Here is a 19,786-nt window from a genome sequence, read left to right as displayed (position 1 = left end):
CAATTACTGGTTCCATAAGTAACCTAAACAACAGAGTTAAAACACCTTAGGACAATTGATAGCAAGGAAATTTTATAATTTACTTTTAATGATAAAGTTCATATTAGGGATTTTGGAATCGACTAAGTATCTATAACCATTGGTTGCAAATGAAAATTATATCCAGAAATCTGTTGTAAAAGCAGCAAAAAAATTGGAATATGCAGACATTGTTAACAAAGAAGAATAATCTTTCGATCATTAAGCATAAAGAAAAAACTGTTGATTAATGTATAAAATACATTTCATAGTTAATAAAATCAATAAAAAATTTCTCCGACAGGTGAAATAAAAGTTAACTATATAACATTTTGTATAATAAATACACCTTATTTCCTACCTCACAGCATTCTATAGTTTTGTCTATGACCATCACTTTCGAATAAGGTTTTCTGAAATCTGTTTTTCATTGATTTACAATTATCATTTTTTCACAATTTCTAGAGTATAAAGAATACTATATTAATAATATGTTTTGTTCTTTACAAAAAAGACACAATGGATTAAACCTCGCTAGATTCTTTATTAGAGAGGGGTAATGAATGTGAGGAATATATCTCTATGAAAAAAAGCCTTTTACTATACACAGTTTCTGGAATCTTACTTTATTCTCATCCTAGTTTGTCTTATGCGTCAAATGAAACTGCTGCACCATTGTTAACTGAGAAGCTTAAACTTGAAGACTTTAATTTTAAAGACCTTGCATTTTCAAACTCTGCATATGTAATTAAAGGTAAGAATGGTGCACCCACAAATATTGTGTACAAAACATATAGCCATGCAAAGCCAGTGAAGTCTAAAAATCTCGCGAGACTTGTTCAAAATAGACCTACCGTGGGGAGTACTCTTGAAAAAGTTAAAGTTTATAATAAACCCATAAATTTTCCTATCCCAGCTGCGCGCACACAATCACCAACTGTAGAATCTACAACAACCTCAACTGCAGAACCTGCAACTACAGCAATACAATCAGAATCTACCATCGTCAGCAGCATATCTACAACACATTCACCTAGTACACCTAGTACACCTAGTATATCTAATACATCTAATACTATAACTAGCACATCTAGTGTACCTAGCGCATCTAATACATCTAGTACTATAACCAGCACGTCTAGTGTACCCAGCGCATCTGATACATCTAGCGCATCTACAATTCTAGAAAAATCTACAACTTCAAGCACACCAAAATCTAGAAAACGCCCAGATGCAGAACCTACAGCTGCAAAACCTGTGACATCTCAACCTATGCAATCTGCAGTAGTTAAACCTGCTCAACCTACTACAGAGACAAACTCCACACAGGTTGAATCTTCGACAAAATCTGAAAAAGAACAGGTCGCAAGAGTTGCATTAGAACAGCCTACGCTTCCGAAATCCACACCTGCAAAATCTGATCCAGCTAAATCGGAGCGTGCTCAATCTGAAAAATCTACATTGGAACAACCTGCAACTACACAGGCTGAATCTGCAAAACTTGCAACTACACAGACTGCATCTGCAAAACCTGTATCCGAACAATCTACCCCTGTAAAAAATGTAGAACCCATACGGATTGAAAGTATACAAGCTAAGATTGAAGTTAAAGACGGTGGTGCTGTAACACAGCATGATGCTAAAGTTCAATCCAATGATGTAGCCGTGAATGCCAAAGGAAAGAATTCGATAGTAAAAATAGTAGGAGGAACAGTCTCTTCAAAAGTCGTTGCATTGAGTGCATTTGATGGTGGAAGTATTGAAGCCACAGGCATTACTACAACAGCAGTATCAACCGGTTTGATAAACAAAAATGGAACAATCAATCTGAAAGACTCAACCGTAAATGTTACGGGTAATGTTGCAGATAATAATATTCCTCATGGTATCATTTTCCAAGGTGTGGACAATGCTTCCGAAAGACGGCGTGCACGCAGTGTTAAAGAAAATATTCCTCTACAAGAAAAAAATACTTCCAATAATGTGGTACTAACCAATACAAAACTGTTTGTTGAAAATGGTGTTGGTGTTGGTATTTACGGGATGCTCACAAACGGTGAAGCTAATCTTAAAGACTCAGAAATCCGTTCCGATGTTTTATCAATACATGAAAAAAAGAATGGAACTTCTGCGCATACTTTCACATTAAATGCAGATCATTCTCTTTTAGAAGGTCGGGTAAGAGTATTAGACGATAGTAAAACGATCTTTAATCTAACAAACAGCACGAAATGGTTCCTAAAAGCGAATAAGAATACAGAAAATAATGACAAAAACGAAGCTGAATACACATCATTTGGTGTTGATGGTAAGTCATACTCTAACCTTTCCGCACTTCATCTCAAAGATAGTGTTGTTCTGTTTGAGAAACCCGCGGAAGACAATTATCAAGCTTTGTATGTGGGATCTAAGCTGCAGCAAGAAAATAACCCCTCTAATACCACAACAGTTTACAGTGCAGCAGGTAAAGCAGAGATTCATTTAAACTCTAAATGGAGCAGCAATTCTCCAGTAAATAAGCAAAAAACTGACCGCGTTATTATTGCTGGTAATGTTTCAGGTACTACCATGGTTCATATTAATCTCCATGACAAAGATAAAAAAATCGCTAACAGCGATTCTGTGTGGGGAAAAAACATGGTATCTACTCCTGTAGAAACACATGGGGTTTCAGTCATTCAAGTTTCCGGAAAGGCTGATAAAAATTCCTTTAAATTAATGAATAAATACCTCACAATGAATGGCTTACCTTACAAGTATGTCCTCACTGCTTATGCACCTGGAAAATCTGACGCTAACCAAAATTTATTTGGTAGCAATAGTCGTGATTTTTGGGATTTCCGATTGCAGAATGCCTACATTGATGGTGATAAAAAAATAAGAGCTCTTTTGCCACAAGTAGCAAACTATTTAGTTATGCCAAGCGCTTTGTTTTCTTCTGGAATTTCTGATGTAACTCACCAAAATGTTATGATAGATAATATGCGGTCAACGATGTTTGGATCAGAAAATGATGAAAATACAAGAATCTTCTTGTCTGCATATGGTGAAGAAATTACCCTGTCTTCAGATCGTAATCGGCTACAGTATGGCTACGATGCTGATGTAAACTATGCTGCTGTACAAGCAGGTACCGTATTGGCTGCGATGGAAGAAAAAGACATAACCGCGCATTTGGGTCTTTTAGGTACATACGGAAAACTTACCTTTACTCCAAAAGATATGGAAGATTCTGAAAAAACAGAACTTGATAAGTGGTCGGTCACGGCTTACGGAGGTGCCCAGCACAACAGTGGTATGTATGTGAATGCACTTCTTTCTTATGGATCACTAAAAGGAAATATTACCACAGCTCTTATTGGAAACGCAGCGAAATTGGATGGTACTAAGGCCTTGAGTGCATCTGCTACCGTTGGTCAAAAATTAGAAACTGGAGCTAAAGATCTGGTGTTTGAACCACAAGCACAATTGATGTATCAGAATCTAATGTTTGATGTTATTTCAGATGCTGATGGTTTTAAAGTTGATATGGGCAATCCTAATCAATGGTTGGTACGTGTTGGCGGACGTTTAACAAAAACAGTTACAATTGCTGAAAAAGGCAGCACTGTTTCTTTCCACGGTAAATTGAATATAATTAAGGCTTTTGGTGATGCTGGAAAAGTAAAAATTGCCGATACTTTTCATTTGAACCAAACTGGATCATCAATTGAGGGCGGAATTGGTGTTAACGCCGACTTATCTAAAAATATTGTACTACATGGTGGTATTAGCTACCAGCATAAGCTCCAAAAAAATGGTATATCTGGAACTAATTTTTCTGGTGGAATCCGCTATCGTTTCTAAAGCAAAGTTAGTATATGAATTCAATAAAAGGCAGCATGTTATGCTGCCTTTTAATTTATAAAATATCGATCTTTATTTAATTTAGTAATAAAGTATATAGTGAAAATAGTATATGGTTTGAGATCGATATTGATCGGATTACATACGTTGATCAAAGCGCACGCGTAATACTTAATAAGTATTTCCCTGTGATCCCCTACTATTTTTGAATTTAACTTAAAAATTGACTCTGCCATGCGCCAAAGTACAAAACCTTAAGACACACCCCATAAATAATATTTTGTACAAAATACCCAAAATATTAAAAACAAAAAAGAAGGCCTCCCAACAGCTAAGGGATCCTTATCTTCACCTAAAAACAAAGCAAGAATTCATCCCCTTCAAAAAAAGCCTCTTACATAAATGCAAAAAACTTTACAAATACAGAACTAATTTCTCATTACAGTAGGAAGTAGATTCTTCACAATACTAGCAACCACGGTCACACATATTTTGATACTCAACAACGCAAAAATCCACTCAATCAATCCATACGAGACTGGAATCTATTTTAATCACTTCAGACGCCAAACATAAAAATAAAATTTTGTTACAAACTTCCATCTGTTAACTTTGTCCGAGCAGTTGTTTGTAAAGCATGTGCAAGACTGTTAACTGCATCCAAATGAATTTGAAGCAATTCGCTATTACGACGCAATTTTTCCTGTAAATCTGTCAATAAGCTTTCTACTTCATTCTCTACATCTTGGTTCATGTAACGTTTTATATCACTCATAGACTTATTAAGATCCCGTAAGCCACGTGTCTTACATAAACTTATTTCTTCATAATCTGGAACACCACTACTCTCAAGCATATTACTCTCATAATCAATTACCTGTGCCAGTCCCTTAACAGCAGCAACAAATTTTGTCATAGCCCAGCCACGATCGATGAGATCATTATCAAGAACTTTTGCCTTTGTTTCGACATTATCATCACTATATTGTGCTACAGACATTTTTTATTTCCCCTTCAACAGTGTTGCTCAATCCTGAGTCTAAACTCATAGATGGTCGTGAAAATCAAAAACGACGCTTACTCTTTAGATTGAGTTTATCAGATGGATCATTACGTAAAGATCTTTACAGTTTGTACTCATTCAATTTATTAAAAAACTTTTCCCCTTCTTGTTTAAAAATCATCATTAGTTCTGTAGTAAGTTTATAAAATAATACAAATTATCTAACCAATCTTTACTCATTACGGTAGAAATCATAACTTCTAATTTATCCTACCTATCTTCAATAAGAACTCATATCGCATGAATCACAAAAGCATGTTTAGACAAATTTTTGGACTATTTTCGAACTATGAAGATTGAAATTTTCTAAAAATTTTTGCATTTTTATCCTCCACAAGCTTTGAATTTATATGCATATGATTAGCATCCCAAAAATAAGCTGCGCTAATTTTAAAAGATTTACTTCCTTCAAATACGATAAATTACACACGCATAATATTTTGCACAAATATAATATTTGTCAACAAAAGAACACATTTTTGTGAATCAGAGACACACAAATACAAAAAAACAGCCAGCTGAACAGCTATAGACCTGTTACAGATGACTATCATTTGCTTTTCTTTGCAACAAACAGATTATAATGTAAGATTTTTTTCTTTCTTTCAGAAATTCCGGAAATTTTTCTTCTGAAACCTTAAATACTACACACTATCCAACTTATATCAGGCTTACGTTATCGTTATTTTGTTTGCAATACAAACTTATTACCATCATGCAATAACTTACAATCCACTATTGATGCTAAGTGTTATTAAAAACAATAAACATCTTAACAAATTGATATAAAAAGATTATTAGGTAATAATAAGTTAAAGATATATAAAATTTTTAACCATCAATTGATGCTCTATATCTTCTGTTTTACAAATCATATGTTGTAACAATGTAGCTTACTTGCTGATATAACAACATAAGCACTAAACTAGATATCTGATTTTAAATCAAGATTCTCTCGCCGCTTTTTAATTAATTCTTGATTATAAGCAATATAAAATCGTACCCTTAAAGCTTCCCTTTATGATAATTTTGATACCTTTACCATAAATGAGTGTCTCATTGATAAATTGACTTAATTAACAATATTTCCGAACAGTGATATAAAATGATAAAATATCTTCTTATAAATAACACCGTATACCACTAACCCTAGCGCAAATCATTTTGTATGATTTGCGCTAAGAGGAAAAAAAGAACTGATAAGATTATCCAGTCATAGCAACTGCTTTTGGACGCTCAACTTTATGTGAGCACACACTCCGATGCTGAACATTTTGTTGTACTTCTTTTGTCTGCTTAAAGATTTTAGCGATTTCCTCTGCTTTACGTGCTGATGTACCAATACTCTTCGCAAGTTTCTCGTACTTATTCTCCCGTAAAGCTTTATGCTCCCGTGCGGATAAGCGATCACTGATTTTTTGGACATAAGCATCTACTTGTTCTTTCAATTCAGGAGAATTCAATAAAACCTCTTCTTGTTGTTCTTTTGGCAAAGACAACAGATTTTTTAGCCACTTACTTGGCATTTCTACCGACCGTCCACAGCGTTTTTGCTCCATATGATGATTATGCAAAATGTCCTTTTCTGCCTGTTTTATAGCATATACATAATCATAAACGGCATGACTTAGAGGCAGAATATTTTCTTCAGCAAGTGCGCGTGCACCACTTTTTATACAAAACATACCAACACCAGCAAGTCTAGAAATAGACTGAGGAAATGATCCAATTTCCCGTGCAAACTTCTCTCCTGCAACAATATTTTCACTGGTTACTGGAATTTTAATCTCTGGAATTTTATCTTTCACAATATGTGTCTTGCCGTAAACAACCTGAGACAAAAGTTCAATTCTTTTTATGCTTTCTTGAACCAACGCATCCTCTTGAACCTTCAAAGCTATCTCTTCTTTTGTAAGAGGTGCTATTCTTTCTTCTGGAATCAGTGATTGTTTTAAATCTTTACCCACCGGAGCTGTAAAAGAAATGCGATCACCAACTTTCAATGTCTTTAGCTGCTCTGGTGTAAGATCTTTTTTATTTCCTAGAACAGCAGTACCACCAACATCGATCATAAAACCATTTGCCCCACCACCTTGATATGTGCCATTATAGGTACAACCATCCTGTGCTACAACAGTGGGACGATAATTTCTCTCACTAAGCCCAATATCTTTCATGGAGCTGATGAATTCATTTAAAATAAGTGCTTTTTCTGGATGAGATATATCCTCAAGCAAATGCCTCATAGGTTCTGAATCGCCATGTTCCATCGCTGCAGTATTTACTGATATATTGCGCCTTCTCGTCACAAGAGAAAAATCTAACTTATGGCCTACAGATTCAGCAAGCTTTTCAAAAAACATTCGTTGTGTGCGCTTATTGCCTGCTCTAAAAGGATGCGTATTATGCAAATTTGTCATCATTTCAGCTACACATTCAACAAATTCTTCGCGAGTTGAACCTCGTAAATAATTTTTCTCAGCAAGCATTTTATCTAAATTATTAAGCCCTTCTTCTATCTTCTCGCCAACAGCAAAAGGAGTGGTGAATTCCTTTTTTTTCAAAATAGGCATTAAGGCAACACTGCCATCTGCAAACATGAATGGTTTATCACGAGTATGTCCGGCCCATTCAAAAGTGTGCCGAAATAAACGTTTATGAATATGCCGTAAATAAGAAGAATCAATTGTATCTGGCAGAGGTTCTTTGCGAAAATTGATCATTTCTTGCGCTACATCATGGGCACATTCTTTATTTAATATTGGTGACTCTGTGATACGATATTTATTTTTGAGAACTCTGCTATCGGAATAATAAAAATTTTGTGACGCTACCCTAATCTCTGCAAAGATGCTGGCGTCAATCCCTTCTTGGTTTTCATTTAATTCTTCTGGCGTGAGCGATACAGAATGGTCAGTTTGGGTTGTTTTCATCCACATTCCCTTTCAAGCTTTGTTTTTAGAAAGCCTCTTTGTCGCATTCTCCATCTTTATACCTTGATAGGTTTTCATTCAGGAGAAAATGTTTTGAATGACTTTTAACAATTTCAAATTTCACGCTATTCACGCTGAATGTAACCAATATTTATGACTTTTATACGATATTATTATGAATTTTATCAATGAGTTACATAAATTTATGAAATATGCCTCATGCATATACCATAACATTACACAAAATTATTTTGGCGCAAATTATACAGAACAATTCGCGCCAATAGACTATTTCAAAAATAAAACTGATGTCATTTTAGCAAACCATAGACAACATCCCCAGACGCAAAACTTGACGCGCATACATCCCCCCCGCTAATGATCTTTGCATTGCAGATCTTTTTCCTGCTTGATATTCGCTATCATCTTTGATGATCAACCAATATCTTTTTGCTGCGCGCTATACTCTTGATGAATGTCAGTGTACGCTTACTTTTAACATTCACATCATTGCTGCAGCCAACATTTTTGGACGCTCAACTCTATCCGCATGCAGACCCCGCTGATGATCTTTGCGTTGTTGTAGATCTTGTTCCTGCTTGATACCTGCCGTCATCTTTGATGATCGATCTTCTGATCTAGAAACATCTTTTTGTTGCTCATGACGAATTTTCTCATATGCGCCTTTTACAGCATCCACATAATGTTCAATAGCTCGACACAAGGGTGCAATACTTGCTTCAGCTGTTTTACGCGTACTATTTTTTATACCAAACACATTAATACCAGCAAGCCTATGAACAGACGTGGGAGATTCCGTAATTTCCCATGAAAGTTCAGATCCTAAGCTAGGAAGTGCAGCAATTTTCGCCATTTGATTCTGCAAAACACCTGAATCACCATAAACAGCTTTAGCCCAATGCTTTACTGCTGCTGCACTATATTGAACTATTGTGTCTTCTTCCACCCTTTGAAGAAGCCCCTTTCTTGGAAGATGATCTGTATTCTGTGGAGCATTTGCTGTTGCGTAAACAGTCTCTACCCCAGAATCTCCAGTAGATCTATCTCTTACTTGAGAAGCTCCTGTACGTCTTGGATCAATTGTTGCATAAACAGTCTCTACCTTAGAATTTCCAGTAGATCTATCCCTTGCGTGTGAGGCTCCTGTATAGATTGAATCAATTGTTTCATAAATATGATCTTCTGGATCTATACCAGAAAATCTACCTTGCGCTTGAGCAGATACTGTCTGCGGATCAATTGTTGCATAAACAGTCTCTACCTTAGAATTTCCAGTAGATCTATCCCTTGCGTGTGAGGCTCCTGTATAGATTGAATCAATTGTTTCATAAATATGATCTTCTGGATCTATACCAGAAAATCTATCTTGCGTTTGAGCAGATACTGTCTGCGGATCAACTGTTGCGTAAACAGTCTCTATCCCAGGATTTCCAGTAGATCTATCTTGTACTTGAGAGACTTTTACATAAAGCGGATTGATAACTTCATCAGGTGAATCAATTGTTGCATAAATATGATCTTCTGGATCTATACCAGAAAATCTATCTTGCATTTGAGCAGATACTGTCTGCGGATCAACTGTTGCATAAACAGACTCCACCCGAGAATCTTTAGTAAATCTACCTCTTGCTTGAGAACTGACAGTTGGTTGTTTATTCACTTTTGCATATAAATGATCCTGTTTTGGAGAATCCTGTTTTTTGCTTCTTGGTGGTTTTGGAGGAGGCACTTTGCTTTTATTTAATTCTCGCTGTATCTGTGAATTTTGATCGAACATCGCTCGTAGAGAAGAGACCGAAGGGCTAGGGCTGATTCGCTCTTTTTCCATCTATATTTCCTTTCAGACTTTTTCGAAACTTGTTTTAGAAAAGCTCTTTGGTGCACTCTTCATTTTTATACCCTGATCACTCAGGACAGAATGCTAACTTGAATGACCTCCAGAGATTTCAGACTTCACGCTATTCGCCCCAATCATAACTAATATTTATGACTTTTATGCGATATTATTATGAATTTTATCAATAAGTTACACAAAATTTATGCAGCATATCTACTGTATGTGTCGTAATACTTCGCCAAAATCTCAAGGCACAAATCATATAAAACAATTTGCGCCAAGAGAGTATCCAAAGAATAAGGCTTAAAGCCTCAGCCAGTCATAGCAAACCCTCCTTTTGCACGCCCAGCTTTAGGCGAATGATCATGATCATGCCGATGGTGATGACCGCGATGATGATGACCATGGTGCTCTACATCTTTTGCCGCCTTCGGTGATCGATTTTCAGGTTCACCCATGTCCTTTTGTTGTTGTGCGCGATGTTCCCGATGAACGTCCTTGTGTGCTTGTTTTACAGCATCCACATATCTGTCAAGAGCTTGACACAAAGGCCAAATACCCTCTTCAGCCTCTTTACGCGCACCACTTTTTATACCAAGCTTTTTACTACCAGCAAGCGGATGAATAGTTTCTGAAGATTCTGCAATTTGCCATGACAGAGCCTCTGCCACAGCAGGATGTCCAACAGATTGCTCAACTCTACTCTGCAAAATATTCGGATCACCATAAACAACTTTGCACCAATGTCGAATTTCTGCCATACCATATTGCACCTCTTCACGTGATGCCACCTTTTGAGAAATCTCATGATCCGAAAGAGGACCTCTAACCGCTCTCTCTCTCGCTTGAGAAACTCCTGGCTGTTTTGGACTCAGTTCTGCGTAAACAGTATCACCCGGACTCCTTCCAGCTGACCTACCTTGCGAGTGAGGAGCCCTTGGTTGGTGTGTACTAACTTCCGTGTAGATAGTATCATCTGAATACCCTACAGCCGCTCCACCTCTCGAGTGAGAAGCCCCTTTTTTCCCTAAATCAAGAGATGCATAAACGGGTTCACGCTCCCCTCCAACCGCTCTCTCTTTTGATCGAGCACCCCCTTTTGGATCTAAATCAAGGGATGCATAAACGGGTTCACGCTCTCCTCCTCCAACCGCTCTCTCTTTTGATCGAGCACCCCCTTTTGGATCTAAATTAAGGGATGCGTAAACAGGTTCACGCTCCCCTCCTCCAACCGATTTCTCTTTTGTTTGAGAATCGAGAGGTGGTTTTTTAACCACTTTCGCATATATATGCTCTGATTTCTCATCTCTAGCTGGCTTTGTCGGAGATGATCCGCCTTCATTTAATTCTTTCTGCATCTGCAAGCGTTGATCAAACGCTGCTCGTAGAGAAGAGACCGAAGGGCTCTGGCTAGCTTGCTCTTTTTCCATCTATGTTTCCTTTCAAACTTTTGTTTTAGAAAAACTCTAAAAACTCTTTGGTGCACTCTCCACCTTTATGCTTTGCTAGCTTTGCAGTAATAGCTTTTATACAAAGGAAGATATCAATTTGAATGACCTCCAAAGACCTCGCGCTATTCACATGAACCATAACCAATGTTTGTGACTTTTATGCAGTTTTTTTGTGCAATTTTATCAATTAATTACATAAAATTATAAAATATATTGTGATGGATATTTTTCCTAACATTGCACAGCTCTTTTGAGCCCAATCTACACAAAATGATGAGTGCTAAGAGACCAAAATGACAAGATGTTCGGTCTATAAAAGTATCAATTTGAAACAATTTACTTAAAATAAAAAAATAAAATTTTATAATAGCATTCTATGGCAAAATCAGCTCTTCTTTGCTTTCGGAGCAAAACGGTTTTTCGCTGCAGCATCTAACATTTCTTTTCTTCTAAAATAAACTGATCTCCCACATCTTAAAGGAGATTGTCCTTGCATCAGAATAATCTGTTCATCTTGACGCATATCTTGAATAATTTCATGGGGTAAAATCAGCGCTCTTTGTTGGTAATTAATATTTTGAGAACCTTTTCCAAAAGATAATCCCCTAGATTTACTTGTTCCAGTCACTTCGACGGTCATTTGACCACAGCGTTCTGAAATTTCTTTTGCTGTTTGCAAATCTTTAATAGCGGCATAGCTCACAAATGAACAGCTTTCAAACCATGACCGCGCCCCAGATTCTCCAAAGTGATTAACCAACTGACCAGAAGATTGATAAAACAGCATTAAGGATATACCGTATTTACGACCACGATCACGTGCTTCCTCTAAAATATTCATATAACCAAGAAGATCCACTTCATCCAAAACAAATAAAACACGCTTTTTATAGTTTCCATCAGCTGTTACCATTGCATTTAAAAATGCACCAATAATCACGCGACCAATCCCTGGATAACTATTCAAAATACTCGCAGGAAGATTAAGGAAGACATCTGTATTCCCATTTGCTATATCCAAAGATGCAAAGTCACTGCCACAGACAAGATCAGCATAATTAGACAAAGAAAGCCACTGAGTATCTTTGGATGCAGTTGTGTACACACCCGAAAAAGTTTGCTCTGCCATTTCTGTAAAAATACCAACCATTTCCCGAATAAAAGGAGAGAAGGTGGTTTCTTGAATATAACGTAATTGATTAATAACAGCCGTTTCTGATTGAGAAAGGATCTGGCGCAATGTTTTTAAATTGCGCTCACTGTCTTTATATTCATCAGAAAATATAACATGAGCAAGAAGAGCAGTTAAAAGATTATGTGCTTGTGTCGAAAAGTACTCTGCTGAAGAATTATCTGATTTTTTATCTGTGAGAAGAAGTTTGGAAAAACTGACAATGTTTGCTTCACGTTGTGTGCGCGGTACGCTGTCATCTAAAAGCCAATCAAGTACATTAAAATTTTTCGTCAATACCGAATTAGGATCAAGAATAATAACGTTTCTATTACTCATCTTTTTACGCGCAAACTCAACCATCGGCGCAACTTCTGTTGAAGGATCAAGACAAACGATAGAACCTGGATATGTCAAACATGTTGGAACTACTGTACTTGTTGTTTTATACCCACCAGAACCAGCAAAAAAGATCATGTGGGTTGAACCAAAATCAAGATTAAAAGCTAACAAAGGTGCCTTTCCACCTTTACCCCATGTTGTTTTATCACCCGGTGAAAAGGGAATATCACGCACACTATCTTGATCCACACGGTATCTTTCTCCAATAACAATTTGACCATTTGCAGGAAAAATTTTTGCTGCATCTTTTAAACGCATCCATGATGCATCACCAAAAACTCCTTTTTTTGCACGCTTGACATTGCTTGCACGCGGAGAAGCTAATATAACTTGGACAATTAAAAGAATAATGCCAGCAGCAATGCCAAAAAGCACCATAGGATCTATGAACTTTAGAGCATAGCTCCAAGTTATTCCTTGTTGGCCAATATAGGGGCTTAAACGTTTAATTTCACAGCCAAGATAATAAAGGGAAACGACACTAAAAAAAACAGCTGAAACAAGCGTGATAGCTTTGCGCAGATGTAACTGTTGCGATATAGTGTAAATCAAAGACACCATAGCAACCAATCCCAAAACTAATGACGGTTCTGAACGCAAATACCAATAAGCTTGATGAACCTTCATCCCATCTATCATCAACAACAATAAATAAGGAACAAGGAATATTGTTAAAATGCCCAACGCGATTGGCATTAAAATAAGCACCAATTGCATTTTTGTGTATTTCATTATGCCTTACCTTCAATTTTATCTAGATATATCATAAGATGGTACTTTCTTAATGGAGCGGGATATTGTCAAAGTAAATCCTACCCATAAGCATCAAAATGACAACACAAAGCTTCCTATTTTTAACCAGTCATAGCCATCACTTTTGAATGACTCACTTTAAGGATTTTGGATTGCTGATATGCTTCTTTGGTATGGGCAACAATATCTGTAATTTCCCTTGCTTTATTGACTGATGTACCAATACTTTCAGCAAGTTTCTCATAATCACGAGTATTGATCGCTTTATGTTCACTTGGCGATAAACGCTCATGCAATTTATCTACAAAAACTTGTAGTTCTTTTCGCAGCATAAAAGAATGAGACAAAGCTTCTCTCTGTTGTGCTTTTGGCAAAAAAAGGAGATCTTGCAAACTTTTGCTTGGCATCTCAACTGATTTTTCACGACGATTTTGTTCTGCTTGATGTTCTTTAAGGATTTCTTTTTTAGCATATGTTAAAGCATGCGCATAATTTGAAACTGCACAACTGAGCAGCAAAATATTTTCTTCAGCATCTGCACGCGTCTGACTTTTTATACAAAATAAATCAACACCTGCAAGAGATGCAACAGATGTCGGATATTTTGCAATTTGATTAGAAAACTTCTCTCCGAGAGCCGGATCTTGAAGCATAAGATTCATTTTTGCATCTAATGTTTTTGGATTACCATAGACAATTTTTGATAATTTCTGAATTTGTTCTTTGCTAACTTGAACACAAGCATCTTCTAGAAGCATTTCAGATATCTCTTCTTTTGTTAAAGCAGATACTTTTTCTGCTGGGATAAGACTTTCTTCAAGAATCTTATCCGTTGGAACAGTAAAGGTAAACTGATCACCAGGCCGTAATGCTCTCAGTTGCTCTGGCCGTAGACTCTCTTTTTTGCCAACAACATAAAAATCTTTCATATCAATCATAAAGCCCTCTGAGTGAGCGCCTCGATAGATTCCTGAATAGGTTTCACCTTCATTTGCAGCCACAACGAAACGACCGTTAAGATCATCACGCCCAGTATTTTTCATGTGGGTCATGAATTCCTTTAAAATACGTATTTTTTGTGGATTGGAGATATCTTCAAATAGATGATGCACAGGATCAACATTACCATCTTGTATCGCCGCAACACTAGCAACCCTCATGCGCTCTTTTGATACAAGCGTAAAATCAAGCTGATGACCTGCAGCTTTAGCAAGATTTTCAAGAAACACCCGTTGTACACATTCATTACCTCTTCTGAAAGGACGCATATGGTTGAGCAAACAAAATACTTCTGCTGCTTCATGAGCAAATTCTTTGTGAGTTAAACCTCTTAAATTATTTTTCTCAGCAAGCATTGTATCTAATTTCTGCAATCCATCCTTAATTTGATCACCACTGGCAAAAACAGCCTCCATAGACATTTTTTTCATATTTGGCATAACAGCGGAAGTACCGTCCTCAAATTTAAAAGAAACATCACGAGTATGCCCAGCCCATTCAAATGCATTGGAAAATAAACTTTTATGAATATGTTTCAGATAGGTGGAATCAAAATTCTCTGGTAAAGGCTCTTCGCGTATACGAATGATTGCTTGCGCTGTATCATGCGCACATTGCATATCAAGAGCTGCCAAATCAGTTATTCCATATTTATTTTTCAATACGACACTGTTGGGATAGGTATAATGATGAGAGGAAGGCTCGGAAGATAATACCGTTGCTATTTTTGTAGTTTGCTCTGCTGCTTTTGACCTGAATTTTCGCATAATGACCTCTTTATAATACGGCGTTTTCCATGAGCACATTAAATTCTTCTAGTGAATAATCCCCCCTCGCATATCCTTCTAAAATTTCGAGCGTTTTAGGATGAAGTTCTATACCATCAATTGCATGTGTATTGATGACGATATCAACTGATTCACGACGCTCTTTAAGTTCTTCTGGTGTAAGAGATGCAGCATGATCATTTATGGTCTTTTTCATGCATATTTCCTTTCAAATTTTTAAAATATTTGTTTTTTAATCATTTTAAAGGATATGAAACTTTCATTTAATGACCTCCAAAAATGCTTCGTTGCTTGAATGGGTCATAATAAATTTCTGTCACCTTAAATTTTCCTTCAATCCGTTTACATTGAACAATGATATCAATCATTGAAATCAATAGACCCCGAATATCATCACGCTCTAAATCACCCCCACCCTCACTTTCTTTAACCAGAAGAGTCATTTGTTCAAATGCAGCAAGTGCTGTTGACGCATGAACCGTGGTAATCGAACCTGGATGACCTGAATTAACATTACGGATATAATAAAAGGCTGTACCATCTCGAAGCTCTTGCAAAAGAATACGATCAGGACGCATTCGCAAAGCAGACTCGAGCAATTCTTTTGGGCCAACAGAAGCTAAACCATGACCATCTTTTGAATAGATCATGGAAACATGATTAGGTTGCGGTACAACCAATTCTTGAGTATCTTCAAGAGTAATAATACGCTCATCATAGGGAATTTTAGCAATTAATGCTTTTGACAATGTTGTTTTACCCGAGCCAGTTTTTCCCGCTATAAGAATGTTTTTTTGCAGCTTTACAGCCTGATTTAAAAAGAAAACAAAATCCTTATTACAATAAGCGGTTGCCAAATCATGCTCAATGCTTTTAAGTTCAGTTAAACGAGATTGATAATCACTCAATGGTGTAAATGAAACCTGTTCACACACTGAAAATAAACCTTTATTTTCTAAATCTTCGAGTGAAAAATTCCGTGATGATGGTTTACGAATTGTCATACTGATCGTATCTTTTTCCACAGCTGGAGGAATAACAATCTGAATACGCTCATTACCGGGTAAAGTTGCAGATAATATTGGATTTTTATCGGATATACTTTGCTTAGAATAGGAAGCAACAACTTTGGCGATACCCATAAGCTCATTAAACGATAGAGCTGGTGCTTCTATTGTTTTCCATCCCTCAACACCTTCAATCATCACTTCATAGGGACGATTGATAACAATTTCAAAAAGACCCTCATCTTTTAAAAATTGATCAATTGGTTTAAGCTTTGTTAAAACAATTGCGACAGTTTCATCGTTAATATTTTGCAAATTTTGGTTCATTTTGATGTTACCATAGAGTTTTTATAAAAATTTTTCGACATAGCGCGATCAAAAACCCGTTTTTTGCTTTCAATCACTTTCAACTTATAAACACTGGAAAAATCTAAATCACGGGCAACAAAAACATTGACCATTTCACCCTGATTTTTATTCAACGTCGGGGAAATATTTGCGTAATTTTCTACAATAATATTTGCGATATTTTGTCCTGCAGAAACCGTCTCGGAACCTTTCCCATCTGAATCTTTGCCTTGCAACCAATTATCGCTAGCGTAATGTGTTGCAACTTTTACAATTGACAACAGAAGTGCAGATCCAATTCGTTCAAACCAATGATTATCAATATCACCATCAATACCAGAGCGCCCTAGTGCATCCGTTGCCGGCGAAGCTAATTTTATAATGACGCCACTTGGTGTTTTAGCTCTGTTCCACAATACAAAAAGACGATCTTGGCCTTTTTTTAATCCAGCGCGATATTCACCAACAATTTGTGTACCTTTATCAAGTAAAACAACACGACCATTGTCTGACAAAATATCTCTGGCAACAATACAACTAACAAATCCCTGTTGGTCACTGCTAATCGCTGTTTCTAAGATACATGGGATGGAAGCGCCCATAGCAATAATGTAGTTTCGATTGCCGAGTGTTGAAGCACGAACCCCTTCAAGAGTTGTTGGCTTAAGAAGATGGTTAAAACGTTGCGCTGTCTCATCAGGTTTATTCTCCAATTTGCCAGATGCAGCACCATTATTTGTTTCTGTTTGCGCTTTACCTTGATTTGTATTTGAATAAGCTAATACAGGAGCACGCTGCGCTGCTTCTAACAATTGATCATCAGAATTTATTTGATTTATTTTTGGTGTTGGTAATTCAACCTTAGGCAATAGAGCTTGATTTTGTTTGTCTTCCTCAAGGGGATCAGGTTTGAGTTGTGCCGGATGGAAAAATTCTGTTTGTTTAATAATTCCTTCTTTTTGCAATTCAACAGGTTGTTTTTTATCTGTCGAAACCATTGAATACACTAAATAGCTACAAACACCGAAAAGAATAAGAAAAGCAGCTGCTTTACCTGTATTAGAACGATCTTTTTTCCCCTGACCATCTTTTATTGTATCACGATCATCAATGTTATTTTCATACACTTTATCACTCATAGCTGTTTCCTATGCTCACTTTACGTTGTACAGATGGTGATGTTGTACCTGTTTCAGGATTAATCCCTTCAGGTGTAAACCTTTTATTGAAGATGCATAACACTTCATTACCACGGCGAAGGGTAAATTGTGCAGCAATGGCATGAACAATAACCTTGTTTCCTTTAATCGATTTTGGAACAAGTGACTCTTGTCCATCAAGCGATACAAGATAAATGGAAGGAATTTCAATGTTACCCAAAAAAGTAAACGTTGTTGTTTTCCCGTTATCATAAACAGAACTTGGCTCAATTAAGGTTGAACCTTGCGCTACATAAGCCCAGTTTCTTGGCCCAAAATCTTCATGTGTATTTAAAACATCATTGACGAAATTTTCTTCACGTTGTTCTGCTTTTGCTGCCTCAGCTAATTTCTTACGTAAAGCTTCATCTTCTGGATAGCGAAACTTTACTAAAAAATACGTATCATTACCTGCAGAAACCTCACCTTCACGCACTTCTAATTCAAACTGATAAGACCGTTTTGTTCCATCTTGGCGACTTGTCACAATTTGTAAATTGGTGATAGGTTGAACTTCACGCGGTTTTAAAAAAACAAAATGACCTGCTGGTGCAACTTGCCACGCAACGGAATTACCAATCCCAACATGAGTAACTTCTTCATCATCAGCAAACTCAATTTGGACTGAAGAGCGAATAGATCCAATAATTTTCGTAACATTATATGGATCATAATTGACAAATCTGATACGATTGTCTTTACGCGCACTGACAGGAAATGTTTCCGCAAATAGCGGGCTTGTGTAATAGCTAACCGTAACAACGCAAGCTAAAAAGATTATTTTTGAAAATCTGATCATTTTATCACCTCTGGATCAGACCTATATTCTGACACTTGAAAGCCAAGAGGATTGATTAGTCGATCCTCTGTTGAAATACGTGCATTAATGTAGGAAAAATTTAAAATTGAAACCCAATGGGAAATATCCTCTTTTCCAGCAGGTTCTCTCACTGTTTTATAGTAACGCACTTGAATAAGATCTTTGCTTAAAAAGGAAATTGATTTTATTGTGATCCGAACTATCATATTTCGATAAACATTCTGCGGGCTTTCCGGATTGCTACCTGAATACCACCTTGCAAAACGGTTTTGCTCCTCCAGTGAAGATAAAAGAGAAACCATGCGAAAATTGTTTTGCGCCTCTGATGATTGAAAACCTTCACGTGCACGAACATATTTACCAGCAAAATAACGCGTTATCGCTTCATCATAGTCATTTGGCGTCTCTTTTAATGCACTAATAGCATCAACAATGCCTGTTGAATTATCAACGCGGATAACAAAAGGTTCTATAGTTTTTAAGGGTGTTAACGCAGCCACAGCCAAAGCCAAAGCAACTGTCATCAACCCAAAAAGCACCGTCAACGCCATCGAAATTTTCATCCGCAACCGCATACCATGCATACGATCAATATCGAATGATCGTGCTTCTTTTATATATTCATCAAATGCATCACTTTTCACGAACAGCCTCCGTAGTTTTAGAAGACAGCTTTTCATGGCTCACTGGATTTAAAGAAGATGCATTAAACGCCACACCCGTTGTTTGCTTTTCATGCTCCAGCGTGTTAAGGATGACCGGCGTCGCAACAGGCTTGATGACTTTTTGTTGCAGAATTACATTCTTATTATTCCAATCCCACTTATCTTGATTTAAAATGCGGGTGTGTCGACCATTACATCGTGGTGGTTTTTTAGTACCACGAAGAGAAGCACAACCAGTGAGAGCTATCACAAGGATCGCAACAACAGTTATTCTTAGTTTCATTTTTTGAACTCACAAATATTTTAGCAAACAATCCATTTATGCTTTTTCACTAAACGATTTGAAAAAAAGCATGCACTGCAACATTTCGATTACTTTTATGAAATGCAGGAATATCAAATGTTTTACGCAATGCATGCATGATAAGTACACCCAATACAAAGACAAAAGACTTTAATAGATGT

General features: G+C 36.8%; 13 protein-coding genes. 1 reads left to right on the top strand and 12 read right to left on the bottom strand.

All coding sequences use genetic code 11. The annotated features are described in order from the left end of the window. Positions 1-600 precede the first annotated feature (600 nt). Positions 601-3,864 carry an autotransporter outer membrane beta-barrel domain-containing protein gene (locus V3565_RS04750; RefSeq protein ID WP_455478055.1) on the top strand — a complete coding sequence of 1,088 codons (3,264 nt, stop codon included), beginning with the start codon at positions 601-603 and terminating at the stop codon, positions 3,862-3,864. Between the two features lie 589 nt (positions 3,865-4,453). Here V3565_RS04750 and V3565_RS04745 read toward each other — a convergent pair. From V3565_RS04745 to V3565_RS04690, 12 genes are all read right to left on the bottom strand, one after another. Next, positions 4,454-4,864, bottom strand: coding sequence for a flagellar protein FlgN (locus V3565_RS04745; RefSeq protein WP_455478054.1), 411 nt, complete (start codon positions 4,862-4,864; stop codon positions 4,454-4,456). A gap of 1,268 nt (positions 4,865-6,132) precedes the next feature. Next, a complete protein-coding gene (locus V3565_RS04740; protein ID WP_455478053.1) occupies positions 6,133-7,860 on the bottom strand; it encodes a BID domain-containing T4SS effector in 1,728 nt (575 codons plus the stop codon). Between the two features lie 502 nt (positions 7,861-8,362). Next, entirely contained in the window at positions 8,363-9,709 is a 1,347-nt protein-coding gene (locus V3565_RS04735; RefSeq protein WP_455478052.1) for a BID domain-containing T4SS effector, read from the bottom strand. 320 nt (positions 9,710-10,029) lie between these two features. Beyond that, positions 10,030-11,148 (bottom strand): BID domain-containing T4SS effector, encoded by a 1,119-nt coding sequence (locus tag V3565_RS04730; RefSeq protein ID WP_455478051.1) that lies wholly within the window; start codon positions 11,146-11,148, stop codon positions 10,030-10,032. A 406-nt stretch (positions 11,149-11,554) separates the two neighbouring features. After that, positions 11,555-13,474 (bottom strand): Ti-type conjugative transfer system protein TraG, encoded by a 1,920-nt coding sequence (traG, locus tag V3565_RS04725; protein WP_455478050.1) that lies wholly within the window; start codon positions 13,472-13,474, stop codon positions 11,555-11,557. A 122-nt stretch (positions 13,475-13,596) separates the two neighbouring features. Beyond that, the gene (locus tag V3565_RS04720) at positions 13,597-15,261 is read right to left on the bottom strand and encodes a BID domain-containing T4SS effector (RefSeq protein ID WP_455478049.1); all 1,665 of its coding nucleotides are present in this window, start codon (positions 15,259-15,261) and stop codon (positions 13,597-13,599) included. 10 nt (positions 15,262-15,271) lie between these two features. Then, positions 15,272-15,478 (bottom strand): antitoxin VbhA family protein, encoded by a 207-nt coding sequence (locus V3565_RS04715; RefSeq protein WP_455478048.1) that lies wholly within the window; start codon positions 15,476-15,478, stop codon positions 15,272-15,274. A 67-nt stretch (positions 15,479-15,545) separates the two neighbouring features. Then, entirely contained in the window at positions 15,546-16,616 is a 1,071-nt protein-coding gene (gene virB11 / locus V3565_RS04710) for a P-type DNA transfer ATPase VirB11 (RefSeq protein ID WP_455478047.1), read from the bottom strand. Further along, complete coding sequence (gene virB10 / locus V3565_RS04705) at positions 16,613-17,776, bottom strand: type IV secretion system protein VirB10 (RefSeq protein ID WP_455478046.1); 1,164 nt, start codon at positions 17,774-17,776, stop codon at positions 16,613-16,615. The genes virB11 and virB10 overlap by 4 nt, the downstream gene beginning before the upstream one ends. Then, a complete protein-coding gene (gene virB9, locus V3565_RS04700) occupies positions 17,769-18,635 on the bottom strand; it encodes a P-type conjugative transfer protein VirB9 (protein WP_455478045.1) in 867 nt (288 codons plus the stop codon). The genes virB10 and virB9 overlap by 8 nt, the downstream gene beginning before the upstream one ends. Next, complete coding sequence (locus tag V3565_RS04695) at positions 18,632-19,300, bottom strand: virB8 family protein (protein ID WP_455478044.1); 669 nt, start codon at positions 19,298-19,300, stop codon at positions 18,632-18,634. The genes virB9 and V3565_RS04695 overlap by 4 nt, the downstream gene beginning before the upstream one ends. Next, complete coding sequence (locus tag V3565_RS04690; RefSeq protein ID WP_455478043.1) at positions 19,290-19,604, bottom strand: type IV secretion system protein VirB7; 315 nt, start codon at positions 19,602-19,604, stop codon at positions 19,290-19,292. The genes V3565_RS04695 and V3565_RS04690 overlap by 11 nt, the downstream gene beginning before the upstream one ends. Positions 19,605-19,786 lie beyond the last annotated feature (182 nt).

This window comes from Bartonella sp. B10 (genome assembly GCF_053794435.1).
The sequence above is the reverse complement of the archived record's forward strand: the minus strand, read 5'-3'. Positions and strand labels throughout refer to the sequence as shown.